This window comes from uncultured Brachybacterium sp., assembly GCF_947500705.1.
GTDB lineage: Bacteria > Actinomycetota > Actinomycetes > Actinomycetales > Dermabacteraceae > Brachybacterium.
Map to the genome: position 1 here is coordinate 109,549 of NZ_CANMSY010000005.1, position 24,382 is coordinate 133,930.

A 24,382-nucleotide genomic window follows, 5' to 3' on the forward strand; every position below is an offset into this window, starting at 1 on the left:
ATCACGGTGACCGGCCCTTCTCAGCAGATTCGGGTGCCCAGGTCCAGGAGTGTCGGCAGGCTCACCGGACCCAAGCCGCCGGACCCAGCAGGGTCAGCGGCTCAGAGCATCTTCTCCACGATGCCCAGGCCCACGGCGCACAGGCCCCAGCCCACCGCGACACCGACCGTGAGGCGGTTGAGATTGCGCTCGGCCACCCCGGAGGCGCTCGCGTTGGAGGAGACACCGCCGCCGAACATGTCGGAGAGCCCACCGCCACGTCCCTTGTGCAGCAGCACGAACATGATCGTGAGCAGACCGAGGACGGCCAGCATGATCTGAAGGATGAGCTTCAGCAGGGGCAGATCCACGAGTGCAGACACCTTCCACGGGGTAGGACGGACTGATCAAGCATACGGCACGGGCCGGACCCGAGAGGGGTCCGGCCCGCGTGGTGCGGCTTACGTCGCTCAGCCTCTGCCGGCTGCGGGCCTCAGCCCTGGTAGCCCGCGATCTTGGCGAACTCCTCGGCCTTCAGCGAGGCGCCGCCGACGAGGGCGCCGTCCACATCGGCCTTGCCCATGAGCTCGACCACGTTGGACGACTTCACGCTGCCGCCGTAGAGGACGCGGACCGCGTCGGCCACCGCATCGCCGTGCTGCTCGCGCAGCGACTCGCGGATGGCCTGGCAGACCTCCTGCGCGTCCTCTGCGCTGGCGACCTCGCCGGTGCCGATCGCCCACACGGGCTCATAGGCGATGACGATCTTCGTCGCCTGCTCGGCGGTCAGGCCCTCGATGCCGCCCGTGAGCTGCGCGAGGGTGAACGGCACATGGTTGCCGGCCTTGCGCTCCTCGAGCGGCTCTCCGACGCAGAGGATCGGGATGAGCCCAGCGGCGAAGGCCGCGCGGACCTTGGCACTCGTGACCTGCTCGTCCTCGCCGTGGTACTGGCGACGCTCCGAGTGGCCGACGGCGACATAGGTGCATCCCAGGGCCTTCAGCATCTGGCCCGAGATCTCACCGGTGTAGGCACCGGACTCGTGCTCGGAGATGTCCTGCGCGCCATAGGCGATCGGCAGCTTGCCGGCATCCACGGCGACCTGCACGGTGCGCAGGTCCACGAACGGGGGGAGCACGACGGTCTCGACGAGGGAGGTGTCGAGGGGCTTGAGCTGCTCGCCCAGCTCCTCGACCAGGGCGAGGCCCTGCTTCCAGTCGAGGTTCATCTTCCAGTTGCCCGCCATCAGCGGGGTACGGGTGGTCACTTGGCGTCCTCCTCGAGGATTGAGATGCCCGGCAGGGACTTGCCCTCGATGAGTTCGAGGCTCGCGCCGCCGCCGGTGGAGATGTGCGAGTAGAGGGATTCGTCGAATCCGAGGATGCGGACCGCGGCGGCGGAGTCGCCACCGCCGACCACGGTGTAGCCGGGAGCCTTCGACAGCGTCTCGGCGACGCTCGAGGTGCCCTTGGCGAAGCTCTCGAACTCGAAGACGCCCATGGGGCCGTTCCAGAACACGGTCGCGGCATCGGCGATCTTCTCGCCGAACAGCTTCGCCGTCTCCGGGCCGATGTCCATGCCCTCCTGATCCGCGGGGATCTCGGAGGACGGGACCACCGTCGCGGGTGCGTCGGCGGAGAACTCGGGCGCCACGACGGTGTCGACCGGCAGGACCAGCTCGACCCCGTTCTTCTCGGCGCGCTCCAGGTACTCACGCACCACGTCGAGCTTGCTCTCGTCGAGCAGCGACTTGCCGACCTCGTAGCCCTGCGCCTTCTGGAAGGTGTAGGCCATGCCGCCGCCGATCAGGATGCGGTCGGCCTTGCCCAGCAGGCTGTCGATGACCCCGAGCTTGTCGGCGATCTTCGCGCCGCCGAGCACCACCACGAAAGGGCGCTCCGGGGAGTCGGTGACCTTGCGCAGCGACTCGACCTCGCGCAGCACCAGCTCACCGGCCGCCGAAGGCAGCAGGGTCGCGAGCTCGTAGACGGAGGCCTGCTTGCGGTGGACGACGCCGAAGCCGTCGGAGACGAAGGCGTCGCCGAGAGCGGCGAGCTCCTGGGCGAAGGCGAGGCGCTCCGACTCGTCCTTCGAGGTCTCCGCCGCGTTGAAGCGCAGATTCTCGAGCACGGCCACCTGTCCGTCAGCGAGGCCGGTGACGACCTCCTGGGCGGAGGCGCCCACGGTGTCGGTCGCGAAGGCGACGTCCTGGCCGAGCAGCTCTCCGAGCCGGGCGACGACGGGACGCAGCGAGTACTTGTCCTCGGGGGCGCCCTTGGGGCGTCCGAGATGAGAGATGACCGCGACCCGGGCCCCTGCCTCGACGAGGCGGGTGAGGGTGGGCAGAGCGGCGCGGATGCGGCCGTCGTCGGTGATCGTGGTGCCGTCCAGGGGGACGTTGAGATCGGCTCGGACGAGCACGCGCTTGCCGCGCAGCTCTCCGAGCGCGTCGATGGTCTTCAGCACGATGATGGTTCCTTCGGTTCGAGGCCGGGCGGCGCCGGAGCGCCGGGACGGCCGTGGGACGAGCGGAGCCCGCCGGAGGCCGACCCCTCGGGGTGGCGACCGGCGGGCTCCGGGGATGTCCTGGTCGTCCGGGGACGACGCGGGAATCAGAGGGAGATCAGAGCGACTTGCCCACGAGCTGCGAGAGCTCGACGAGGCGGTTCGAGAAGCCCCACTCGTTGTCGTACCAGGTGAAGACCTTCACCAGGTTGCCGTTCACCTTGGTGAGCTGGCTGTCGAAGATCGAGGAGTGCGGATCGCCCTCGATGTCCTTGGAGACGATCGGATCCTCGGTGTAGCGCAGGATCCCCTTCAGCGGGCCCTCTGCAGCCTTCTTGATGGCGGCGTTGATCTCCTCGACGGAGACCTCGCGCGATGCCTCGAAGGTGAGGTCGGTGATCGAGCCGGTGGGGACCGGAACGCGCAGCGAGTAGCCGTCCAGCTTGCCCTTGAGCTCCGGCAGCACCAGCGCCACGGCCTTGGCCGCACCGGTGGTGGTCGGGACGATGTTCAGCGCGGCCGCACGTGCACGGCGGGGGTCCGAGTGGGGGCCGTCCTGCAGCACCTGGTCCGAGGTGTAGGCGTGGACGGTGGTCATCAGGCCCTTGACGATCCCGAACTCGTCGTTCAGCACCTTGGCCACGGGGGCGAGGCTGTTGGTCGTGCAGGACGCGTTGGAGATGATGTGGTGGTTCGCGGGGTCGTAGTCGCCCTCGTTCACACCGATGACGAAGGTGCCGTCCTCGTTCTTGCCGGGGGCCGAGATGATGACCTTCTTGGCGCCGGCCTCGATGTGGGCCTTGGCCTTCTCGGCGTCGGTGAAGATGCCGGTGGACTCGATGACGACGTCCGCACCGATCTCGCCCCACGGGATGTTCTTGGGATCGCGCTCGGCGAACGCCTTGATGGTGTTCTCCCCGACGGTGATCGAGTCGTCGTCGTACGAGACGTCGTAGGGCAGCACGCCACCGATCGAGTCGTACTTGATGAGATTCGCGAGCGCGGCGTTGTTAGTGAGGTCGTTCACACCGACGATCTGGATGTCGGCCTTCTGCTCGAGTGCGGCGCGCAGGAAGTTACGGCCGATGCGGCCGAATCCGTTGATTCCAACCTTGATGGTCAAGGGTTCCTCCTAGATTCGCAGAGAACTGCGAAATTCCGGTACTGACATGGTGCGCACGCCCTTGTACGCTCGGACGGCGCCGGAAGTGACCGACGACCACGACGATCTTATCAACGTCCTGGGTCCGGTGACGGGGGTAATCGGTCCTCGTCCACTCCGTGGTCGGTTCCGGGCATGCCCAGATCCTCCGCGCGCTTGTCCGCAGTGGCGAGCAGGCGCCGGATCCGCCCGGCCACGGCGTCCTTGGTGAGGGGCGGATCCGCCAGACGGCCGAGCTCCTCGAGGCTCGCCTGACGGTGCTCGAGGCGAAGCTGGCCCGCCGCCTGCAGATGCTCGGGGACCTCATCACCGAGGATCTCCAGCGCCCGCTGCACCCGCTGCCCGGCAGCGACCGCCGCGCGGGCGGAGCGGCGCAGATTCGCGTCGTCGAAGTTCGCCAGTCGATGCGCGGTCGCCTTGACCTCTCGCTTGGTGCGGCGCTCCTCCCAGCTCTTGACGGTCTCGTGCGCCCCCATGCGGGTCAGCAGCATGGAGATCGCGTCTCCGTCCCGCAGCACCACGCGATCGGTCCCTCGTGCCTCGCGCGCCTTGGAGGCGACGCCCAGCCGGCGGGCGGCCCCGACCATCGCGAGCGCGACCTCGGGGCCCGGGCAGGACAGCTCCAGCGCTGAGGAGCGTCCCGGCTCGGTGAGCATCCCCCGGGCCAGGAAGGCTCCGCGCCAGGCGGCCTCCGCGTCGACCGTCGCCCCGCCGACCACGAAGGGGGGCATCCCCCGCACCGGCCGGCCCCGGGCATCGAGCAGGCCCGTCTGCCGCGCGAGCATCCCGCCCTCGCGGTCGACCCGCACGATGTAGCGCGTGGTGCGGCGGATCCCGGAGGGGGCGAGGACGGCGAACTCGGCCCGATGCCCGTACATGTCGGCGATGATGCCGTGCAGGCGGCGGGCGACGGCCGCGGAGTCCAGCTCCGCCTCGACCACCACCTTCCCGGCGATCAGGTGCAGTCCGCCGGCGAAGCGGAGCATTGCTGCTGCTTCGGCCTTGCGGGCGGAGGGTCGGCTCACCTCGAGGTGGCTCAGCTCCTCCTTTGCCTCACCCGTCAGAGCCATGCAGATCCTCCTCGGTGGTGGGGGCCTTCGCCCCCGTGATGCGGTGCTCGATGCCCTCATGATCGGGCTCGACATCGCCGTAGACGTCGTCGAAGAGATCACGGTACGCGGCGGCGAGCCGGACCGGGTCGTGGTGGGGTGTCCCGTCGCCCACGCTCACCTGGCGCAGGAGGGTGCGGATGCCGCGGGTCTGCGCCGCCTCGGAGAGCTCAAGGGCGTCCTCCAGGGTGGTGGGGTCCGCCAGCAGCGCGTCGAAGCGTGTGCCCTTCGCCCGTTCCAGCAGCACGTCGAGCATGTCCAGGCTGGTCATGCCCTCAGCCTCCTGCGTTCCCACCGAGAGGTTGGTGGTGATGCAGCGTCGAGCGGGGCTGGTGCGGATCGCCTCGGCGATCTCGGGGATCATCAGGTGCGGGAGCACGGAGGTGTACCAGGAGCCGGGGCCGACGATGATCCAGTCGGCACGGCCCAGCGCATCGATCACGTCCTGCGGGACCCGCGGCCGCTCCGGGATCAGTCGGATGTCCTCGACCCGGCCCTCTGCGGTCGCGACCTGCCACTGCCCGGAGACCGTGCGCAGTGCGCCGTCGGCCCCACGCACCCGGGCCTCGATGTCGAGGGGGTCCAAGGCCATCGGCAGCACCCGCCCTCGGGCGCCGAGCAGCTCGGCCATCTGATCCAGTGCCTCGACCGGGTCCTCGAGGATCTGCCAGAGCGCCACGATCAGGAGGTTTCCCAGCGCGTGCCCGTCGAGCTCGCCGTTGGTCGAGAAGCGGTGCTGGATCACATCCCCCCAGATCGATCCCCAGTCGGAGTCCTCGCACAGCGCCGCGAGCGCCATCCGCAGATCCCCTGGGGGCAGCACGGGCATCTCGGTCCGGATCCGGCCGGAGGAGCCGCCGTTGTCGGCGACGGTCACCACGGCGGTGATGTCATCGGCCAGCAGCCGCAGGGCGCGCAGGTTCGCGGCCAGACCGTGGCCGCCGCCGAGGGCGACCACCCGCAGCGGGCGCTGCGGATCACCGCGTCGGCCCCGCCGTGCGCTGGCCGAACGGTCCGCGCCGCGCAGACGATGTCCCCGGGAGCGCGGTGCGATGCTCATTCGCGCCCCAGATCGCGATGGCGGATCCGTACGGCGTGCCCGCGACGGCGCAGCTCCTCGCCGATCTTCTCCGAGACGGCGACGGAGCGGTGCTTGCCGCCGGTGCAGCCGATGGAGAGCGTGGTGAAGTGCTTGTTCTCGGCGGTGTAGCCACGCAGCACGGGCTGGATCATCTCGAGATAGCGGTCCACGAACTCCTGCGCGTTGGCGTCCTGCAGGACGAAATCCGCGACCTCGGGATCGGTCCCTCGTTTCGGTCGGAGGTCCGGGACCCAGTAGGGGTTGGGGATGAATCGGACGTCGCTGACGTGATCCGCTTCGAGCGGGATCCCGTACTTGAAGCCGAAGGAGAGCATCGTCACGGTGAGCTGCTGCTCCTCGCTGGTGCCGAAGACGGTGCGCATCTTCATCGTCAGCTGGTGCACGTTCAACGGGGAGGTGTCGATGACCAGATCCGCCATCCGCCGGTAGGGGGCGAGCATCTCGCGCTCCCGACGGATGCCCTCCAGCACGCCTTCGTCCCCCTGCAGCGGGTGGGGGCGGCGCACCGAGTCGAAGCGACGCACGAGCGTGGATTCGTCGGCGGTGAGGAACACCAGGCGCAGGCGCAGATCGGCCTTGCGCAGATCGGCGACCACATCGGAGAGCTCGTTGAAGAAGGGACCGGACCGGGGATCGACGACCACCGCGAAACGGTTCGCGCGGCCCACGGCCGTGGCGCGCAGCTCATAGAGCGTTCCGATCAGCTGCGGGGCGATGTTGTAGACGACGTACCAGCCCATGTCCTCCAGGGCGTGGGCTGCGGTCTCTCTCCCGGCTCCGGCCAGGCCGGTGATGATGACGACGTCACCGCGGGTGTCAGTGGTGGGGGTCAGTACGCGCTCCTCGGTCACGAGCGCTCCTTCCGGGGTCGGGGACAGGGGGCGGGCAGGGTCAGCGGTCGAGGATCTCGCCGGTCGCCATGTCCACGGTGACGCCGAGCTCGCCGTCCTCCTGGACGGCCTGGGCCTGGTCCTCCTGGTCGGATCGTAGCGCGAGCGCGATCTGTGCGGCCAACGCGGGCCCGATCCCGTCGACCTCGGCCAGCTGCTCCTCGCTCGCCGCGCGGATCGCGGAGACCGTCACGAAGCGGTCCAGCAGCGCGCGCCGACGAGCAGGGCCGAGCCCGGGGATGCCGTCCAGGGCGCTGGCCTGCATGGCGCGGCCGCGCTTGGAGCGGTGGTAGGTGATCGCGAAGCGATGCGCCTCGTCACGCAGGCGCTGGACCAGGAAGAGCGCCTCGCTGGTGCGCGGCAGGATCACCGGGTAGTCATCCCCCGGCAGCCAGATCTCCTCGAGCCGCTTGGCGATGCCGGCCAGGGCGATGTCGGTGATGCCGAGGTCGTCGAAGGCGCGTTGGGCGGCGGCGACCTGGGGCGGGCCGCCGTCGACCAGGATCAGCGAGGGCGGGTAGGCGAAGCGCCGGTACCTGCCCTGCTCCTCCTCGGCCGGCTCCGGCGGGTCGAGGTGGTGCTTCAGCCGCCGGGAGATGACGTCGTACATGGAGGCGGTGTCATCGCGGGCGGCCTCGCCGCTGACGGCGTAGCGGCGGTACTCGCTCTTCTTGGGCAGGCCATCCTCGAAGACCACCTGGGAGCCGACCACGTTGGTGCCGTGGGAGTGGGAGATGTCGAAGCACTCGATGCGCAGCGGCGGTTCGGCGAGGTCGAGCGCCTCCCCCAGATCCTCGAGCGCCTTGGTGCGGGCGGTGAGGTCGCCGGTGCGCTTCAGACGGTGCAGGCGCAGCGCCTCGGTCGCGTTCTCGCCGACGGTGAGCAGCAGGTCCTTCTTCTCGCCGCGCTGCGGGACCCGCAGGTCCACCCGTGGGCCCATCAGCTCGAGCACCTGCTCGCGGTTCCGGGGCAGGATCGGGACCAGCACCTCCTTGGGCGCGGGGCTCTCGGCGTAGAGGGTGGTCAGCGCGCGCTCGATGAGGTCGGGGCCGGTGGACTCGTCGAGGATCTCGGCGGTCCAGCCGCGCTGGCCGCGGATCCGGCCGCCGCGCACGTGGAAGACCTGCACGGAGGCTTCGAGCTCGTCCTGGGCGAGGCCCACGAGGTCCGCGTCGGTGGCGTCGGAGAGCACCACGGAGTTCTTCTCCATGACCTTGTTCAGGGCTTTGAGGTCGTCGCGCAGGCTCGCGGCGGTCTCGTAGTCCATCGCCGCGGCGGCGCCCTTCATCTGCTGCTCGATGCGGCGGGTGTACTTCGAGGTGTTGCCGGCCATGAAGTCCGCGAACTGCTCGGCGAGGCGGCGGTGCTCGTCCTCGGAGATGTCCCCGACGCAGGGCGCGGCGCATTTGCCGATGAAGCCGAGCAGGCAGGGCCGCCCTGCCCGTTCGGCGCGGCGGTAGACCCCGGCGGTGCAGGAGCGGATCGGGAACACCCGGAGCATCAGATCCAGGGTCTCGCGGATCGCGCCCACCTGCGGGTAGGGCCCGAAGGTGCGGTCGCCCTTGGCGCGGGGCCGACGGGTGATGTGCACTCTCGGCACCTTCTCCCCCATCGTGATCACCAGGTAGGGGTAGGACTTGTCGTCGCGGAACTTGACGTTGAACCGCGGGTCGAACTCCTTGATCCAGGTGTACTCGAGGGTGAGCGCCTCCACCTCGGTCCCCACCACGGTCCACTCGACGCTCGCTGCGGTGGTGACCATCCGCCGGGTGCGCTCGTGGAGGACCGCGAGATCCTGGAAGTAGTTGACCAGGCGCTGGCGGAGGTTCTTCGCCTTGCCCACGTAGATGACCCGCCCGTGCTCGTCACGGAACCGGTACACCCCGGGCCGGGTGGGGATCGTCCCGGTGGCGGGACGGTAGGTCGCCGGATCCGCCACTACGAGATCTCCGCTGTCACCGCTGCCACTGCTCGGCGCGTCATGAGCGGAGACCTGCTCGTCCGGTGGCGAGCATCGGGGCGAGGAAGTGCCCGGTGTAGGAGCCCGGGGTCTGCGCCACCTGCTCCGGGGTCCCGGTGGCGACGATGCGGCCGCCGCCCGAGCCGCCCTCGGGGCCGAGGTCGATGACGTGGTCGGCGGTCTTGATGACGTCGAGGTTGTGCTCGATGACGATCACCGAGTTCCCCTTGTCCACCAGGCCGTTCAGCACCTCGAGGAGCTTGCGGACGTCCTCGAAGTGCAGGCCCGTGGTGGGCTCGTCGAGCACGTAGATGGTGCGGCCGTTGGAGCGCTTGTGCAGCTCGGAGGAGAGCTTCACCCGCTGCGCCTCGCCGCCCGAGAGGGTGGTCGCGGACTGGCCGAGCTTCACGTAGCCGAGGCCCACGTCGACGAGGGTCTGCATCTGGCGGCGGATCGCGGGGACCGCATCGAAGAACTCGAGCGACTCGGCGATGGACATGCCCAGCACCTCGGCGACGTTCTTGTCCTTGAACTTCACCTCGAGGGTCTCGCGGTTGTAGCGCTGGCCCTTGCAGACCTCGCACTGGACGTAGACGTCCGGCAGGAAGTTCATCTCGATCTTCAGCGTGCCATCGCCGGAACAGGCCTCGCAGCGGCCGCCCTTGACGTTGAAGGAGAAGCGCCCGGCGGTGTAGCCGCGGATCTTCGCCTCGTTGGTCTGGGCGAACAGGGTGCGCACCCGGTCCCAGACCCCGGTGTAGGTGGCGGGGTTCGAGCGGGGGGTGCGGCCGATCGGCGACTGGTCCACGTGCACGACCTTGTCGAGGTGCTCGAGGCCGGTGACGCGCTTGTGGCGGCCGGGAACGATCCTGGCGCGGTTCAGCTCCTTGGCGAGCACCGCGTAGAGGATGTCGTTGACCAGCGAGGACTTCCCGGAGCCGGAGACGCCGGTGACCGCGGTGAGCACTCCGAGGGGGAAGGAGACGTCCTGCCCGGCGAGGTTGTTGGCGCGCGGCGCGACGACCTTGATCATCCGCTCCTTATCGGTCTCCCGACGGGAGGCCGGCAGCGGGATCTCGAGCGCGCCGGAGAGGTACCGCCCGGTGAGGCTGGTCTCGTGCTGCCTGAGCCCCTCCACCTGGCCGGAGTAGACGACCTCGCCGCCGTGCTCGCCGGCCAGGGGACCGATGTCCACCACCCAGTCCGCAGCGTTGAGGGTATCTTCGTCATGCTCGACCACGATCAGGGTGTTGCCCAGGTCGCGCAGCCGTTCGAGGGTGACGATGAGCCGTTCGTTGTCCCGCTGGTGCAGGCCGATCGAGGGCTCGTCGAGCACGTAGAGCACGCCCACCAGGCCGGAGCCGATCTGGGTGGCGAGCCGGATGCGCTGGGCCTCACCGCCGGAGAGGGTGCCGGCAGCGCGGGAGAGGGAGAGGTAGTCCAGGCCCACGTCGAGCAGGAAGCCGAGCCGGGAGCGGATCTCGCGCAGCACCTCGTCGGCGATCTGCGCCTCCCGCACCCCGAGCTCGAGGCTGTCGTGGAAGGCGTGCGCCTCGCGGATCGACATCTCGGTGACCTCGGCGATGGAGCGCCCGCCCACGGTCACGGCGAGCACCTCGGGTCGCAGCCGAGCACCCTTGCAGACCGGGCACGGGACCTCACGCATGAACTGCTCGTAGCGGTCCTTGGCCCAGTTCGACTCGGTGTCGGTGTGGCGGCGCTCGAGGAAGTGCATGACGCCCTCGAAGCCGGTCGAGTAGGTGCGCTCGCGGCCGAAGCGGTTGCGGTACTTCACGTGGACCTTGTGGTCCTTGCCGTGCAGCAGCGCCTCCTGCGCCCGCTCGGGCAGGGCTCGCCAGGGGGTGTCCATCGAGAAGCTCAGCTCCTCGGCGAGGCCGGCCATCACCTCGAGGTGACGGTCGGTGGAGCCCATCGTCCAGGGGGCGATCGCGCCCTGGGCAAGGGTGAGGTCCTCGTCGGGGATCACCAGCTCGGGGTCGACCTCGAGCCGCTGGCCGAGCCCGGTGCACTCGGGGCAGGCACCGTAGGGCGCGTTGAAGGAGAAGGTGCGGGGCTCGATGTCGTCGATCGCGAGCGGATGGTCGTTCGGGCACGCGCGCTTCTCGGAGAAGCGGCGGATCCGGTCCGGATCCGTCTCGTCCAGGTCCACGAAGTCGACCGACAGGATCCCCTCGGCCAGCCGCAGCGCGGTCTCGACGGAGTCGGTGAGGCGGCGACGCGAGTCCGGCTTCGCCGCGAGGCGGTCCACCACCACCTCGATCGTGTGCTTGAACTTCTTGTCGAGGGTGATCTCCTCGTCGAGCCGGCGGTTCTTCCCGTCGATCCGAGCGCGGGCGAAGCCCTGCGAACGCAGAGAGCTGAGCAGGTCCGCATGCTCGCCCTTGCGACCCTGGACGACCGGGGCCAGCAGCTGGAAGCGGGTGCCGGGCTCCTCCCCGAGCAGGGTGTCCACGATCTGCTCCGCCGAGGAGGAGCTGACCTTCTCCCCGCAGACGGGGCAGTGCTGCTCGCCGGTGCGGGAGAAGAGCAGGCGCAGGTAGTCGTAGATCTCGGTGATGGTGCCGACGGTGGAGCGGGGGTTGCGGTTGGTCGATTTCTGGTCGATCGACACCGCAGGGGAGAGCCCTTCGATGAGGTCGACGGAGGGCTTGTCCATCTGGCCCAGGAACTGGCGCGCATAGGCGGAGAGCGACTCCACGTAGCGGCGCTGGCCCTCGGCGAAGATGGTGTCGAAGGCCAGGGAGCTCTTGCCGGACCCGGACAGGCCGGAGAACACCACCAGCTTGTTGCGGGGGATGTCGATGTCGATGTTCTTGAGGTTGTGCTCACGCGCACCACGGACGACCAGGGAATCACTCACCGGACCATCTTAGGGGCGCACACCCACCTTCGAACAGTTGTTCGGAGGAGAGGTGGGCGACATACTGGACCCATGAGCGATCACCACTACACCGGACACGTCGAGCCAGGGAGCGAACCGATGGTGCGCGACCTCCGCCACCTGCAGATCCGCAAGCTCTCCGTGGGTCCGATGAACAACAACGCCTACCTACTGACCTGTCGGTCGAGCGGCGCGCAGCTGCTGATCGACGCCGCCGCCGACACCGACGCGCTGCGCCGCATGGTCGCCGCAGGCGGGGAGCACAACGGACTGGACCTCATCGTCACCACCCACTCCCATCACGACCACGTAGGGGCCCTCGCGGAGATGATGGCCGCCACCGGCGCCCGCACCGCCGCCGGCGAGGCGGACGCCAAGGAGATCACCGAACGGATCGACCTCCCCCTCGCCCACGGCGACGTGCTTGAGTTCGGCGAGCAGCAGGTCGAGATCATCCATCTGCGCGGCCACACCCCGGGCTCGGTCGCGGTGCTGCTGCGCGCCGGGGACGAGGGAGATCACCTCTTCACCGGGGACTCGCTGTTCCCGGGCGGGGTGGGCAACACGAACCAGGACCCGCAGCGCTTCGCACAGCTCATCGACGACGTCGAGCAGCGGATCTTCGACCGGCTCGGGGACGAGACCTGGGTGTACCCCGGTCACGGCGATGACACGACGCTCGGCGCGGAGCGCCCCTCGCTGGCGGAGTGGCGCGAGCGGGGCTGGTGACCGCTCCCCCGCCTCCTGCAGCCCCGCCCCTCGCTGCCGTGCCTGTCCCCTCCTCGCCCGCATGGTGCGTCCTCGGTCGCGGTGACGGCGGACTCACCCGGCTCGTCACGCTGGATCAGGAGGGCACCGCGCTCGGCGCCGAGGAGGTGACGGCCGACGGGTTGGCGGCGCTCGTGGCCCGGTACGAGGCGGAGCATGCTCCGCGCTGGGTCTGGAGCGATGCGGCGGCCTGGTATCCGCGGCTGCTCGCGGCCGGGATCACGCTCGAGCGCTGTCATGATCTGCGGCTGATCCATCGGATCCTCTGCCACTCGGAGCTCGTCCAGGACGCGCAGGCACTGCGTGCGGCAACGGGCTGGGACGCGCCGCTGGACCCCCACGAGCCGGTGAAGGACAAGGGTGCCACCCTCTTCGAGCTCGAGCTCGGCTCGCCTCGCTCCGGTGCCGTCCCCTCGGACGCGGAGGAGACTCTGGCCGAGTTCGAGCGGCAGCGCCTCGCGATCGACGGGGCGCAGGATCCGGCCCGGCTGCGGCTCCTGATCGCCGCCGAGTCCGCCGGAGCGCTGATCGCCGCGGAGCTGCAGGCCGCCGGGATCCCCTGGGACGTGGCCCATCACGACCAGATCCTCACCACTGCCCTCGGGCCGCGCCCCTCACCCGGTGCGCCGCCGGCACGGATGGTGGAGACCGGCGTCGAGGTGCGCACGGCCCTCGGCGATCCGCTGGTGCCGCTGGACTCCCCACCGAAGCTGCTGCGCGCCCTGCACCGGGCCGGGATCGACGTGCCCTCCACCTCGCAGTGGGAGCTGCAGGCGCATGAGCATCCGGCCATCGAGCCGCTGCTGCGGTACAAGAAGATGTCCCGCCTGCTCACCGCCAACGGCTGGACCTGGCTCGATGAATGGGTCCACGAGGGGCGCTACCGCCCGGTCTATGTGCCGGGCGGGGTGGTCACCGGGCGCTGGGCCTCGAGCGGCGGCGGGGCGCTGCAGATCCCGCGCCAGCTGCGCCCAGCCCTGCGCGCCGATCCGGGCTGGCGGCTGGTGAGCGCCGACGTCTCCCAGCTGGAGCCGCGGGTGCTCGCGGCGATGTCCGGGGACCGGGCGATGATCACCGCGGGGGCCGGGAAGGATCTCTACTCCGGGATCGTCGAGGCGGGGATCCTGCAGACCCGCCAGGAGGCGAAGATCGGAGTGCTCGGCGCGCTCTACGGCGGGACCACCGGGGACAGCGGGCGGGTGGTGCCCAGGCTGCGGCGGAACTTCCCCGCGGCGATGGCGCTGGTGGACGGTGCTGCCGCGACCGGGGAGCGCGGCGGGACCGTGACCACGTGGCTGGGCCGCTCCTCCCCCGCCGTCGACGACGCCTGGACCCAGGCCCAGCGCGCCGCGAACCAGCCCGACGCCGGGCCCGGTCAGCAGGAGGCGGCGCGGCGCTCGGCCCGGGACCGCGGGCGCTTCACCCGGAACTTCGTGGTGCAGGGCACCGCCGCGGAATGGGCGCTGTCCTGGATGGCGGCGCTGCGGCTGCAGCTCGCCCGCTTCGAGGAGGTGCCGGAGTCCGCGGCGGCCGCGCCCTCCGGACCGGTGTTCTCGCGCCGTGCGCACCTGGCGTTCTTCCTCCACGACGAGGTGATCGTCCACGCCCCCGCTGAGCAGGCCGAGGCCGCCGCCGCGGCGATCACCCGGTCGGCCGAGGCGGCCGGACGCCTGCTGTTCCCCGGCAGCCCGATCGACTTCCCGCTGGACCTGCAGATCAGCGAGCGCTCGGCGGAGAAGTGAGGGCCTCGAGCGCTGAGATCAGCTCAGCGGCCAGCGCCGCGACCCTCTCCTGCCCGAGCAGCGGCGTGATCGGCTCGGAGAACCACTGCTCCCACACCCCGTCCAGCTGAGCCGTGGTGATCGTGCCGTCGGCGAGGAGGAGCGCGGAGATCGTCTCCGCCTCCGGCTGGTACTCGTCGGCCGGGGTTCCCCCGGGCCGCCCGGCGGTGAACTCCATCGGATCCGCTGCGGTGAGCAGCTCGAGCACGCGCTCCTCCAGCTGCTCGGCATCGCTCGACGTGCGCATTCGCGCCTCGAGGACGGCCATCGCCAGCGTGAACGCGCCGGAGGCGATCCCCATCCATACCCGGGGTCCGGGCACCCCGCGCCGGCGCAGCAGATCCTCGATGCCGCGGTCCACGCGGATGCTCGCCGCACCGGCTCCGGCGGCGATGCCCCCCAGCGCGAGGAAGAGGGCACTCTCGGAGACGGTCGGGATCCGCGGGCCTGTCGCGACCTCCACCTCATCGTCGAGGATGCGCGGGCCGCCGCGCCGCAGCGCGAGGAAGAGGGTTCCCGTCAAGAAGAGCCCAGGAAGGACGACATAGCCGGTCCGCACGGTGCGCGGGAGGCGGTGCAGAGGGATCATCCCGACACCGGTGGACACGATCGTGCCGGCGGCGAGGGAGACCAGTCGGGTGCGGGAGAGCTGGGGCACGGGTCCTCCTGGATCGGGGCCGCGGAGAGCGGAGTGCGGCCGAAGCTATCGAGCCTCCGCACCCGGCGCACACCGACGATCGTCGGCGACTCGGGAGACGTTCGCCGCCGCGGCGGTGCAGATCGATCACCGCCCGGATGTCCGTGCGGGCCGACAGGGGATGATGAGCAGATGCGCCTATGGTCCCTTCACCCCGGCCACCTCGACCGCCAAGGCCTCACAGGCTGCTGGCGTGAGTCATTGCTGGCCCAGGCCGTGCTCGCGGGGCGGACGCGAGGCTATCGCTCGCACCCGCAGCTGGAGCGGTTCCGGGCCCAGGCCGACCCGCTCACCGCCGTCGGCGCCTATCTCGACGCACTGGCCGCAGAGGCGACGGCGCGGGGATACCGCTTCGACCGGACGAGGATCCTCACTGCGCCGGCCGGCGGTGCACCCCCTGAGCCGATCCTCGTCACCGACGGGCAGCTCGCCCTCGAATGGCGGCACCTGCTCTCGAAGCTCGAGCGCCGCAGCCCCGACCGCTGGCAGCGCGAGCAGCAGCTCGACGGCCCCGACCCGCATCCGCTGTTCACGGTCGTACCGGGCGATGTCGAGCCGTGGGAACGGGAGCCCGCATGAGGCAGGACAGTTCCCAGACCGGACAGGCAGGCGTACATTTGAAGGACCCTTGGGAGGAGTGCTCATGAACCGGGCTATGCGCTTCCACCGATCACCGTTCGGCCGTTTCATCAACTCGTCGGCCGGCCGGGCCTTCCGCCTCGCTGCAGGGACTGTCTTCCTCGCCGTGGGACTGCGTCATCGACACACAGCCGCCGGGAAGGCGTCCCTGTTCTGGAGCGTTCTTCCCCTGTCGGCCGGCGGACTGGACCTCTGCTACGTCAGCGCGGCGCTGGGCGGACCCCTTCGAGGTGCGGCCTGCCGAGCGCAGGCACGCACGTGACACCTCTCTGGCGAGCACACGGCCCGCACCAGGCAGAGCCTGGTTCGCCGGCGGCCCCTCGCCCGTAGCCGTCAGCTCGAGCGCTGGATTGCGCGCAGCTCCTTCTTGAGCTCCTGCACCTCGTCGCGCAGACGCCCCGCGACCTCGAACTGGAGGGTCTCGGCGGCCTGGTGCATCTGCGCGGTCATCTCGTCGATCATCCCGGTCAGCGCGCCGACGGGATCGTCCCCGAGGTCCACGCTGCGGCCCTTGACCGCATCGACCGAGTTCGCACGTGCCCGGTCCCGGGCCACCCGGTCCTTCCCGGAGCGGTAGTCGGTGGACATCAGCGTGTCGGTGTCGATGTCCTCGCGGGCCAGCATGTCGGTGACATCGGCGATGCGCTTCCGCAGCGGGGTGGGGTCGATGCCGTTCTCGAGGTTGTAGGCGACCTGCTTCTCCCGGCGCCGGTTCGTCTCCTCGATCGCGGACTCCATCGAGTCGGTGATCCGGTCCGCGTACATGTGCACCTGACCCGAGACGTTGCGGGCCGCACGGCCGATGGTCTGGATCAGCGAGGTGCGCGAGCGCAGGAAGCCCTCCTTGTCCGCATCGAGGATCGCCACCAGCGACACCTCGGGCAGGTCCAGGCCCTCGCGCAGCAGGTTGATGCCCACCAGCACGTCGTACTCGCCCAGTCGCAGGGAGCGCAGCAGCTCGATGCGGCGCAGGGTGTCGACGTCCGAGTGCAGGTACTGGACCCGCACCCCGTTCTCGAGCAGGAAGTCGGTGAGGTCCTCCGCCATGCGCTTGGTCAAGGTGGTGACCAAGACGCGCTCGTCGCGCTGGACCCGCTTCTCGATCTCCTCGCGCAGGTCGTCGATCTGACCCTTGACGGGCTTGACGATCACTTCGGGGTCCACCAGGCCCGTCGGCCGGATGATCTGCTCGACGTAGCCGTCGGACCTTCCCAGCTCGTAGGCGGCGGGCGTGGCGGAGAGGTAGACCGTCTGGCCTGTGCGCTCGGTGAACTCGGAGAAGGTCAGCGGCCGGTTGTCGAGCGCCGAGGGCAGACGGAACCCGAAGTCGACCAGGGTGCGCTTGCGGGAGCGGTCCCCTTCGTACATCGCGCCGATCTGCGGGACGGTCACATGGGACTCGTCGATCACGAGCAGGAAATCCTCGGGGAAGTAGTCCATGAGAGTGTTCGGAGCGGTGCCGGGTGCACGGCCGTCGAGGTGGCGGGAGTAGTTCTCCACCCCGTTGGTGGAGCCCATCTGGCGCAGCATCTCGAGGTCGTGGGTGGTGCGCATGCGCAGCCGCTGCGCCTCGAGCAGCTTGTTCTGGTGCTCGAGCTCCTCGAGCCGTTCGGCGAGCTCGATCTCGATGGTGCCGATCGCACGGGAGAGCCGTTCGGGGCCGGCGACGTAGTGGGAGGCCGGGAAGATGTGGATGTGCTCCTCCTGCCGGATCACCTCTCCCGTCAGCGGATGCAGGGTGTAGATCGCGTCGATCTCGTCACCGAAGAACTCGATGCGGATCGCGAGCTCCTCGTACATCGGGATGATCTCCACCGTGTCGCCGCGCACCCGGAAGGTGCCGCGCTCGAACGCGATGTCGTTGCGGTCGTACTGCATGTCCACGAAGCGGGTCAGCAGCTCGTCGCGGTCCAGATCCTGGCCGACCTTCAGCTGCACCATCCGGTCCACGTACTCCTGGGGGGTGCCCAGGCCGTAGATGCAGGAGACGGAGGAGACCACGACCACGTCACGGCGGGTCAACAGGGAGTTGGTGGCGCTGTGGCGCAGCCGCTCCACCTCGGCGTTGATCGAGGAGTCCTTCTCGATGTAGGTGTCCGACTGCGGGACGTACGCCTCGGGCTGGTAGTAGTCGTAGTAGGAGACGAAGTACTCCACCGCGTTGTGCGGGAGCAGCTCGCGGAACTCGCTCGCGAGCTGGGCGGCGAGGGTCTTGTTGTGCGCCATGATCAGCGTGGGCCGCTGCACCTGCTCGATCAGCCAGGCGGTGGTCGCGGACTTGCCGGTGCCGGTCGCGCCCAGCAGCACCACATCCTGCTCGCCGTCGTTGATGCGGCGGGTGAGGTCGGCGATCGCGGTGGGCTGATCGCCCGAGGGGCTGTACTCGGAGACGACTTCGAAGGGATGCTCGGAGCGGACCAGATCGGTGACGGGACGCATCCCCCGAGCCTACGACCCGTGGCCGACGGACGATACGGCCGCCCGGCGCCGTCAGCGCAGGGCGGAATCCTCGAGCCCTGCGAGGATCGCCTCGAGGGCGTGCCGGGCGCGGCCGGCGAGGGTCACCCGGCCCGCGGTGTTCAGCACCAGACGGTCGGCGCGACGGATCCGTTCGCGGTCGGTGACCTGGGCGGCCATGATCGACTCGACGTAGGCGCGGTCCTTGCCGCGATCGCGCATCACCCGGGCGAGGCGATCCTCACGCCGGGCGAGCACCACGACGACCGCGCGGTAGTCCGCCTCCTGATGCTTCTCCAGCAGCAGGGGGCTGTCATGGATGACGAGCCGCTCCCCCGCCCGGGCCGCCTTCTGCTCCTCGCAGGCCACCGACTCCTGGACCCGGGACAGGACGATGCGTTCGAGGTCCCCCCGGGCAGCGGCATCGGCGAACACCAGGCGCGCCATCGCCGCCCGGTCGATCGTGCCGCCCGCCGTGCGGAACTCCTCCCCGAAACGAGCGATGGCCTCCTCGACGCCGTCCCCGGGCAGATCGAGCACAGCGCGGGAGTGGGCGTCGAGGTCGATCACCCGGTGCCCGGCCTCGCGCCAGAGCTCGGCGACGGTCGACTTGCCGGAGCCGATGCCCCCGGTGAGGCCCAGGCGCAGCGGAGAGGTGAGCGTGGTCATGGCCTGATCGTACGGTCTGACGCTCCCGCCCGGCGCGTACTACCGTCGGGCCTGTGGACCCTCTCGAGCTGCTCGTGACCAACGACTTCCTGCGCATCCTGGATCTGGTGGGGGTCTTCGTGATGGGTGTTGCGGCCGGCTCCCTGGCCTCCCGGCTGAACTTCGATGCGGTGGGCTTCGCGATCATCGGCATCGCTGCCGGACTCGGCGGCGGGATCGTGCGCGATCTGATCCTCGACTTCGGCGTACCGGCCGCCTTCTCCGGGCCGTGGTACCTGACCTGCGCTCTGGCAGGGGCGGCCTTCTCCTTCTTCATCTCCACCGAGGGGCCCTGGTGGCGGCGCATAGTGACGGTGCTGGACATCGCCGCGATGGGGCTGTGGGCGGCGACCGGCACCGCCAAGTCGCTCGGCTATGGGCTCGACGTGCTCCCGGCCATCCTCTTGGGGGTCATGAGCGCGGTGGGCGGCGGGGTGATCCGCGACGTCCTGGTGGGACGGATCCCGGCAGTCTTCGGCGGAGGCCCGCTGTACGCCACCGGGGCGCTGGTCACCGCGGTGCTGACCTGGGGAGTCTTCGCGCTCGGGCTGCCCTCGGGCACGGTGATGGTGGCCGTGACGATCGGGTCGCTGCTCGCCGGGGTCGCGGCCTGGCGCCGCTGGACGCTTCCCGCCCACAGCGAATGGCAGGTGACGATGTCCGCCTCCCAGCTCAAGCAGCTGGTGCGCCGAACGCGCAGGAACGAGCGGGAACGGGTGGCGCTCGAGACCGGGGCGATCCCGGTGGTCGATGCGGGCACCGACGATCTGGCCCAGGACACTGTCGCGGAGGACTTCGACGCCGGCGGCTACGAGGACCGCATCTTCCCCGCCGCCCACCCCTCAGCCGCCGCCGACGTCGAGGAGCTGCCGGGGACGGCCGAGCACGAGCGCCGCATCCGCGAGGACGATGACCCGACGGGCCGCGGGCGCTGACGAACGCTGCTCAGGGGCGCAGCAGCTCGAGCATCCGGGAGACGTCCTCAGCGGCGAGCTGACCGGGGGCGGAGCCGGCACCGACGGTCGCGAACGTCGCGGCGCTGCCGAAGGTCTCCGCTGCGACCCGGCTGCTCGCACCGAGTGGGCCCATGCTGATCGCGATGTGCGGGCCGGAGAGGTCCTCGGCGATCGTGAGGCTCGCCGAGAGCAGGGTGAGGACATCCCGTGAGCTGCGTGGGGTGACGGCGATCTTCGGGACGTCGGCACCGAGCCGGCGCTGGGAGCGCAGGATCTCGACCATGGTCTCCTCCGCCGGCGTCGAGTCCATGTCGTGGTACGAGCCGACCACCACGGTGCCGTGACGGTGCGCGGCCGAGATCACCCGGGCGACCGTCGCCGGGTCGCGTGAGGTCTCGATGTCCACCAGGTCGACGGCGGCCTGGGTGCCCGCGCGGCGACCGCTGATCAGGCTCTCGAGCAGGATTCCCAGATTCTGGTCCGAGATCGGTCTGGCACCGCCCTCGGCGGAGGTGCGGAAGGTCACCAGCAGAGCTTTGTCCGGGCCCAGCTGCCCTCGCAGCCGGGGCAGTGCGGCGAGCACCGCATCGCGGTGATCCGAGACGTCCTCGAGGTCCGGTCGGAACCGGTCCAGGCGCCACTCCAGGATCCTTGCCCGGGTGCCCACGGCAGCCGCAGCCTGATCCAGCAGCGACTCCTCGTCGGGCTCGACCAGGGGCACGATGATCTCCGGCCGGGCCCTGCCCAGTTCGATGCCGCGCACCGTGGCGGTGCGGCGACGGACGTCGGTCGCCGGGGTGGCGACGCTGTCGGTGGTGGTCTCTTCCTCGGGCGTGGTCTCGTGGTTCATCTCGGTCCTCACTCCTCGGTGATGGCGGCGTAGGCGGAGAGCAGCAGCGCCGGGTCGGGTCCCTCGATCCGGGAGACTGCTCCGACGCGGTCGAGCACCACGAAGCGCAGCAGCCCGGCCCGGGTCTTCTTGTCCCGCTTCATCGCGTCCTCCAGCTTGGGCCACTGGCGGTCGCGGTAGGTGGTGGGCAGTCCCAGTGAGGTGAGGATCCTGCGGTGGCGATCGACGTCGGCCTCGGAGAGCTTGCCGGCGAGATGGGAGAGCTCTGCCGCGAACATCATGCCCACGCTCACCGCGGCGCCGTGCCGCCACAGGTAGCGCTCGTTGCGCTCGATGGCGTGGGCGAGGGTGTGGCCGTAGTTGAGGATCTCGCGGTTGCCCTGCTCGGTGAGGTCTTCGGAGACCACCTCCGCCTTCACCCGGATCTTGCGTTCGAGGAGCTCGCGGAAGGCGTCGCTGGTGACGTCGAGCGCCGCGCGAGGGTCCTCCTCGATGATCTCGAGGATGCGTTCATCGGCGATGAAGCCGCCCTTGACGACCTCGGCCATGCCGGCGGCGACGTCGTTCGCCCCGAGCCCGGCGAGCACATCGAGATCGGCGAGCACCGCGATCGGCGGATGGAAGGCACCGACGAGGTTCTTGCCCTCGGAGGTGTTGATCCCCGTCTTCCCGCCCACGGCCGCATCCACCATGGCGGCGACGGTGGTGGGGACCTGGAGCACGTCGATCCCTCGCAGCCAGGACGCGGCGACGAAGCCCGCCAGGTCGGTGGCGGCGCCGCCGCCCAGCCCGATCACCAGGTCGCCACGGCCGATCTCGGCCTGCCCGCAGACTCCCCACAGGAATCCGGCGACCTGAGCGGTCTTCGCCTCCTCGCCGTCGGGGATCTCGGCGGCGAAGGCCTTGCGTCCCGTCTCCGCGATGGACTCCCGGATCTGCTCGGCCACCACGTTCAGGCTGGGCTGGTGGATGATCACCACCCTCAGTGCGCGCTCGGGCAGCAGGGCGGGCAGTTCGGCCAGCAGGCCGCGGCCGACGTGCACGTCGTAGCCGCCGGTCGGGGTGGTCACCGGGATGACGGTGGTGCTCATGCGGTCTCCTTCTCGGGATCGGTCGGCAGGGGGAGCTGCAGTGTCCGGATGATGGTGCGGGCCACGCGCGCGGGGCTGCCGTGACCGGAATCGATGCGGTGCGCCGCCACGTCGCGGTAGCTTCCGCCGCGCTCCTCGGCGAGCTCGCGCCAGCGGGCCATGGGGTCCCGGCCCTCGAGCATCGGGCGACCTGCGCCGTAGGAGAGGCGCCGGGCGGCGATGTGCTCCTCGACCTCGAGCAGCACGACGGGCAGGCCCCGCAGCAGCTCGGCGGACGCCGGATGCAGGGGCGCGCCGCCGCCCAGGGAGAGCACCCCGCCACATTCGGTGAGGGCCCGGGCGAGAGTCCGGGACTCGAGCTCGCGGAAGGCGGGCTCGCCCTCCTCCGCGAAGAGAGCGGGGATGCTGCGTCCCGCGGCCTCGACGATCAGTGCGTCCAGATCGGCGAAGTCGACTCCCAGCCGAGCGGCGAGAGCGCGTCCCACGCTGGTCTTGCCGGCCGCCATCGGGCCGATGAGGATGACGAGCGGGCTCATCACGAGGCGGGGTCCGGCCGGCGGTCGGTCAGTGCCGACTGCAGAGCGTTCGTCCCCTCCAGGTGGGCGCGGATCTCGGCGACGGAGTCGCCGCCGGTCTTCTCGAGCAGCGCGTCCGCCAGGGCGAGCGCCACCATCGCCTCGGCGATCACCGCGGCCGGTGCCACGGCGCAGGTGTCGGAGCGCTGGTGGTTGGCGGTGGTCTGCCCACCGGTGGAGACGTCGACCGTGCGCAGCGCACGGGGGACGGTGGAGATGGGCTTGAGGGCGCCGCGCACGCGGATCACCTGGCCATTGGTGATGCCGCCCTCGAGGCCGCCGGCGCGGTTGGTCACGCGCGGGAAGGTGCCCGAGGCGCCGGAGCCATCCTGCTGCTGCGCGCCGTCGGTGGCGAGGATCTCGTCGTGCGCCTCGGAGCCGCGACGACCGGCGGTGGCGAACCCGTCGCCGATCTCGACCCCCTTCATCGCCTGGATGGACATGATCGCCTGGGCCAGCTTGCCGTCGAGGCGGCGGTCCCACTGGATGTGGGAGCCGAGGCCGACGGGCGCTCCGTAGGCCAGCACCTCGACCACTCCGCCAAGGGTGTCGCCATCGGCCTTGGCCGCATCGACCTCGGCGACCATCGCCGCGGAGGTGCGGCGGTCGAAGCAGCGCAGCGGGTCGGCATCCAACGCAACGAGATCCTCAGGCGTGGGCAGCGCCGCCTCATCGGGGACGCGCACGCTCCCCACCTGGAGGGTGTGGGAGACCAGCCGGATCCCGGCGGCCTGCTCGAGCAGGGCAGCGGCGACCCGGCCGGCCACCACCCGGGCAGCGGTCTCGCGCGCGCTCGCGCGTTCGAGGATCGGGCGGGCCTCGTCGAAGCCGTACTTCAGCATCCCGGAGAGATCGGCGTGCCCGGGGCGCGGCCGCGAGAGCGGACGGTTGCGCGCGATCTCGCGCTCGTCCCCGGTGCCGGCATCGACCAGGAGGTCTTCACGGGCCACCGGATCGGCGCTCATGACCTTCTCCCACTTCGGCCACTCCGAGTTCGCGACCTCGATCGCGAGCGGGGAGCCGAGGGTCCTGCCGTGCCGCAGCCCGCCGTGGACGGTGAGGACGTCCTGTTCGAACTTCTGGCGGCTGCCACGGCCGTGCCCGAGCCGACGACGCGCGAGCGCGTCCTTCAGATCGTCACTGGTCAGCTCGATACCGGCGGGGACGCCGTCGAGCAGGGAGATCAGAGAGGGGCCGTGGGATTCCCCGGCCGTGAGCCAGCGCAACATGGCGTTCATTCTGTCATGGCGCGCCGAGGTCACGAACCCGCGTCCGTGCGGTGGCGGACCGGGCGAGGCGCGGCCGCGCCGCGAGCACCCGGCCCGACTGCTCTCAGTCCTCGCCCAGCTCCACCGACTCGAACGGAGTGAGCTGCCCGACCAGCGGGACCACGTCCGCGATGCCGTCGAGCACCGCGGTGGGCCGGTACGGATAGCGGACGATCTCCTCCTCTCGCGTCGATCCCGAGAGCACCAGCAGCGAACGCATCCCCGCCTCGAGACCGGATTTCACATCCGTGTCCATCCGGTCTCCGATCATGATCGACGTCTCCGAGTGGGCACCGATCCGGTTCAGCGCGGTGCGCATCATCAGCGGGTTGGGCTTGCCGACGTAGTACGGCCGGATCCCGGTGGCCGCGGTGATCATCGCCGCGACCGAGCCGGTCGCCGGCAGCGGCCCCTCGGCACTGGGGCCGGTGACGTCCGGATTGGTGGCGATGAACTTCGCCCCTCGGGTGATCAGACGGATCGCGCGGGTGATCGCCTCGAAGGAGTAGGTGCGGGTCTCCCCCAGCACCACGAAGTCCACATCGGAGTCGGCGAGGATGAATCCCTCCTCGTGCATGGCGCTGGTCAGGCCGGCCTCGCCGATCACATAGGCGGCTGCTCCCGGCTGCTGCTCCGCGAGGAAGCGCGCGGTGGCCAGGGCGCTGGTCCAGATCGCGGTCTCAGGGATGTCGATGCCGCTGCGGGAGAGTCGTGCCCGCAGGTCCCGCGGGGTGAAGATCGAGTTGTTGGTCAGCACCAGGAACGGGCGACCGTACTGCTGCAGCGCAGCGATGAAATCCGCTGCCCCGGGCAGCGCGGCGTCCTCGTGGACGAGCACTCCGTCCATGTCGGTGAGCCAGGAGTGGATCGGGTGGTCGGAGAGCGCGGTGGTCATGGCACCAGTCTGCCGCACCACCGCCCCCGGACGCGACGACGGGCGCCACCCGAAGGTGACGCCCGTCGTCTCTGTCAGTCGCTGATCA

At 70.3% G+C, this 24,382-nt stretch carries 22 protein-coding genes; 5 read left to right on the forward strand and 17 right to left on the reverse strand.

Annotated features, from left to right (window positions below; translation table 11 throughout):
• Positions 1-101: 101 nt before the first annotated feature.
• The 9 genes from secG to uvrA all read right to left on the reverse strand — a co-directional run bounded on the left by secG (position 102) and on the right by uvrA (position 11,588).
• Positions 102-344: a preprotein translocase subunit SecG gene (gene secG / locus Q0937_RS10685; protein WP_299303702.1), complete on the reverse strand. Its 243-nt coding sequence runs from the start codon at positions 342-344 to the stop codon at positions 102-104.
• Between the two features lie 128 nt (positions 345-472).
• The gene (gene tpiA / locus Q0937_RS10690) at positions 473-1,246 is read right to left on the reverse strand and encodes a triose-phosphate isomerase (RefSeq protein WP_299303397.1); all 774 of its coding nucleotides are present in this window, start codon (positions 1,244-1,246) and stop codon (positions 473-475) included.
• Complete coding sequence (locus Q0937_RS10695) at positions 1,243-2,445, reverse strand: phosphoglycerate kinase (protein WP_299303399.1); 1,203 nt, start codon at positions 2,443-2,445, stop codon at positions 1,243-1,245. Before Q0937_RS10695 ends, tpiA begins: the two co-directional genes overlap by 4 nt.
• A 157-nt stretch (positions 2,446-2,602) precedes the next feature.
• A complete protein-coding gene (gap, locus tag Q0937_RS10700) occupies positions 2,603-3,607 on the reverse strand; it encodes a type I glyceraldehyde-3-phosphate dehydrogenase (protein WP_299303401.1) in 1,005 nt (334 codons plus the stop codon).
• A 110-nt stretch (positions 3,608-3,717) separates the two neighbouring features.
• Positions 3,718-4,716, reverse strand: a complete 999-nt coding sequence (whiA, locus tag Q0937_RS10705; RefSeq protein WP_299303403.1) for a DNA-binding protein WhiA — start codon at positions 4,714-4,716, stop codon at positions 3,718-3,720.
• A complete protein-coding gene (gene yvcK, locus Q0937_RS10710; RefSeq protein WP_299303405.1) occupies positions 4,700-5,815 on the reverse strand; it encodes a uridine diphosphate-N-acetylglucosamine-binding protein YvcK in 1,116 nt (371 codons plus the stop codon). The genes whiA and yvcK overlap by 17 nt, the downstream gene beginning before the upstream one ends.
• Entirely contained in the window at positions 5,812-6,708 is an 897-nt protein-coding gene (gene rapZ / locus Q0937_RS10715) for an RNase adapter RapZ (RefSeq protein ID WP_299303408.1), read from the reverse strand. Before rapZ ends, yvcK begins: the two co-directional genes overlap by 4 nt.
• Positions 6,709-6,748: 40 nt before the next feature.
• Complete coding sequence (gene uvrC, locus Q0937_RS10720; protein WP_299303410.1) at positions 6,749-8,686, reverse strand: excinuclease ABC subunit UvrC; 1,938 nt, start codon at positions 8,684-8,686, stop codon at positions 6,749-6,751.
• A 40-nt stretch (positions 8,687-8,726) separates the two neighbouring features.
• Entirely contained in the window at positions 8,727-11,588 is a 2,862-nt protein-coding gene (uvrA, locus tag Q0937_RS10725) for an excinuclease ABC subunit UvrA (RefSeq protein ID WP_299303411.1), read from the reverse strand.
• 72 nt (positions 11,589-11,660) lie between these two features.
• On the opposite strand from uvrA, the gene Q0937_RS10730 reads away from it, so the two are divergent.
• Together Q0937_RS10730 and Q0937_RS10735 are read left to right on the forward strand one after the other, a co-directional pair.
• On the forward strand, positions 11,661-12,338 hold the full coding sequence (locus Q0937_RS10730) for an MBL fold metallo-hydrolase (protein ID WP_299303413.1): 678 nt from the start codon (positions 11,661-11,663) through the stop codon (positions 12,336-12,338).
• Between the two features lie 38 nt (positions 12,339-12,376).
• Positions 12,377-14,119, forward strand: a complete 1,743-nt coding sequence (locus Q0937_RS10735) for a bifunctional 3'-5' exonuclease/DNA polymerase (protein WP_299303415.1) — start codon at positions 12,377-12,379, stop codon at positions 14,117-14,119.
• On the opposite strand, the gene Q0937_RS10740 is transcribed toward Q0937_RS10735, so the two are convergent.
• Entirely contained in the window at positions 14,094-14,816 is a 723-nt protein-coding gene (locus Q0937_RS10740; protein ID WP_299303417.1) for a hypothetical protein, read from the reverse strand. The genes Q0937_RS10735 and Q0937_RS10740 overlap by 26 nt on opposite strands.
• A 171-nt stretch (positions 14,817-14,987) precedes the next feature.
• Between Q0937_RS10740 and Q0937_RS10745 the strand changes: the two genes are divergently transcribed.
• Both Q0937_RS10745 and Q0937_RS10750 read left to right on the forward strand, forming a co-directional pair.
• A complete protein-coding gene (locus Q0937_RS10745) occupies positions 14,988-15,434 on the forward strand; it encodes a pyrimidine dimer DNA glycosylase/endonuclease V (protein ID WP_299303419.1) in 447 nt (148 codons plus the stop codon).
• A gap of 64 nt (positions 15,435-15,498) precedes the next feature.
• Positions 15,499-15,756 carry a hypothetical protein gene (locus tag Q0937_RS10750; RefSeq protein WP_299303421.1) on the forward strand — a complete coding sequence of 86 codons (258 nt, stop codon included), beginning with the start codon at positions 15,499-15,501 and terminating at the stop codon, positions 15,754-15,756.
• A gap of 71 nt (positions 15,757-15,827) precedes the next feature.
• On the opposite strand, the gene uvrB is transcribed toward Q0937_RS10750, so the two are convergent.
• Together uvrB and coaE are read right to left on the reverse strand one after the other, a co-directional pair.
• Positions 15,828-17,933: an excinuclease ABC subunit UvrB gene (gene uvrB, locus Q0937_RS10755; protein WP_299303423.1), complete on the reverse strand. Its 2,106-nt coding sequence runs from the start codon at positions 17,931-17,933 to the stop codon at positions 15,828-15,830.
• Positions 17,934-17,984: 51 nt separating this feature from the next.
• Entirely contained in the window at positions 17,985-18,620 is a 636-nt protein-coding gene (gene coaE, locus Q0937_RS10760; RefSeq protein ID WP_299303425.1) for a dephospho-CoA kinase, read from the reverse strand.
• A gap of 53 nt (positions 18,621-18,673) precedes the next feature.
• Here coaE and Q0937_RS10765 point away from each other — a divergent pair, with 53 nt between their 5' ends.
• The gene (locus Q0937_RS10765) at positions 18,674-19,594 is read left to right on the forward strand and encodes a trimeric intracellular cation channel family protein (protein ID WP_299303427.1); all 921 of its coding nucleotides are present in this window, start codon (positions 18,674-18,676) and stop codon (positions 19,592-19,594) included.
• A 10-nt stretch (positions 19,595-19,604) separates the two neighbouring features.
• Here Q0937_RS10765 and aroD read toward each other — a convergent pair whose 3' ends face one another.
• The 5 genes from aroD to Q0937_RS10790 all read right to left on the reverse strand — a co-directional run bounded on the left by aroD (position 19,605) and on the right by Q0937_RS10790 (position 24,294).
• Positions 19,605-20,465, reverse strand: a complete 861-nt coding sequence (aroD, locus tag Q0937_RS10770) for a type I 3-dehydroquinate dehydratase (protein WP_299303429.1) — start codon at positions 20,463-20,465, stop codon at positions 19,605-19,607.
• Positions 20,466-20,473: 8 nt separating this feature from the next.
• Positions 20,474-21,556 carry a 3-dehydroquinate synthase gene (aroB, locus tag Q0937_RS10775; protein WP_299303431.1) on the reverse strand — a complete coding sequence of 361 codons (1,083 nt, stop codon included), beginning with the start codon at positions 21,554-21,556 and terminating at the stop codon, positions 20,474-20,476.
• On the reverse strand, positions 21,553-22,092 hold the full coding sequence (locus Q0937_RS10780; RefSeq protein ID WP_299303433.1) for a shikimate kinase: 540 nt from the start codon (positions 22,090-22,092) through the stop codon (positions 21,553-21,555). Before Q0937_RS10780 ends, aroB begins: the two co-directional genes overlap by 4 nt.
• Positions 22,092-23,360: a chorismate synthase gene (aroC, locus tag Q0937_RS10785; protein ID WP_299303704.1), complete on the reverse strand. Its 1,269-nt coding sequence runs from the start codon at positions 23,358-23,360 to the stop codon at positions 22,092-22,094. Before aroC ends, Q0937_RS10780 begins: the two co-directional genes overlap by 1 nt.
• Before the next feature lie 103 nt (positions 23,361-23,463).
• On the reverse strand, positions 23,464-24,294 hold the full coding sequence (locus Q0937_RS10790; protein WP_299303435.1) for an HAD-IIA family hydrolase: 831 nt from the start codon (positions 24,292-24,294) through the stop codon (positions 23,464-23,466).
• Positions 24,295-24,382: the final 88 nt, after the last annotated feature.